Source organism: Variovorax sp. 01T439_2 (genome assembly GCF_056398445.1).
In genome coordinates, this window is record NZ_JBFTPJ010001274.1 from 1 (window position 1) to 1,236 (window position 1,236).

At 57.0% G+C, this 1,236-nt stretch carries 2 protein-coding genes; both read left to right on the forward strand.

Translation table 11 applies throughout. The features are described 5' to 3' along the window. Positions 1-405, forward strand: a 405-nt coding sequence (locus tag AC1DOC_RS34215) for an energy transducer TonB (RefSeq protein WP_478131641.1), incomplete at its 5' end; no start/stop codon positions are given. Positions 406-622: 217 nt separating this feature from the next. Then, entirely contained in the window at positions 623-1,081 is a 459-nt protein-coding gene (locus AC1DOC_RS34220; RefSeq protein ID WP_436046222.1) for a hypothetical protein, read from the forward strand. The last annotated feature ends 155 nt before the right edge of the window (positions 1,082-1,236 follow it).

Genomic DNA, 1,236 nt, shown 5'->3' on the forward strand with positions numbered 1-1,236 from the left:
CTGTTCAGCCAGGAACGGGCCGGAACGCCGGTCGACCAAGTTACGCTGATCGCGTCGCCGCTGCTGTGCGCCCGAACGTTCGATACGCTGATGTGGACGCCTGTTCAGCCAGGAACGGGCCGGAACGCCGGTCGACCAAGTTACGCTGATCGCGTCGCCGCTGCTGTGCGCCCGAACGTTCGATACGCTGATGTGGACGCCATTCAGGGAAACCCAGCAGTGGAACTCAACGTCACTCTCAGTCCTGATGGCAAAGTCATTGAGCCCTACATCGTTCGTTCCAGCGGCATCGAAGACTGGGACGTAGCCGCCATAGTTGCGCTCCTGCGCACTGGCTTCTTGCCCCGGGACATTGATGGCCGAGTTCCGCCACGATTGGTTCTGGTAATGCGCCCGAAGTACTGAGGTTTCGAGTGCTAGTTCAAGGAAAGAGACAAGCTAGCCGCACTGATAAATGCCGCTACTGACGATACTTGGCGCGCCGTGAGCGGCAAGCGGCCCATTTATACAAAGACGGCGCCCGGCCAAAAGCGGAACTACGCCGTGCCGGCACAATTAGCGCGCGAACATCCAAGAGCGGCGCGTTCGCCGACTTAGAAGAAAAGCAAACTGGAGTGAGAACATGCGCTCGATCTGGGAACATCTCCCGTGTGCGATAGGCGCAGCGGCCCTCGTCGCACTTAGCGCATGTACACCACCGGCACGCGAACCAAAGGTATGCAAATCTCTTTCCTTTAGCATCAAGAAAAGCGAATGGATCGATGTGAGGCGCCCAATGCATGATTTCGCAATCGAAAGCCTCGGAAACCCACCATTCCTCGACAAGAGCTATGAAGATCCAGTAGGTAGACGCTACGTGAACCTCATGATTGAACGGAGCCACGTCGCGATTCGAGTCGGTGGCTTTGTCTTTCGCGACGGCGAAAAGGTAACCCTCCGTGTGGTGGATGCAGGAGCCGCTCCTGATACCCTCCAGTGCAGTTCATGGATTCGTGCCGACTATGACAATGCACGAGCCAAACTGGAAACCCGCTGGGCGATTTCGGAGTCGACGGACTATCACGAACCAGTAGTGCGATAGCAAACCGACTGAGAAGCTGCGATGACTGATGAGGATTCAACGTTGGCTTCGAAGCTCTCAGCTAGGCAACTTCGAGCGCTAAGCTCCAAGGCAACGACCGGCTACATTCGGCCAGAACCAGACCTTCGCGACGCAGGCAGAATTCGCCCCTAAGC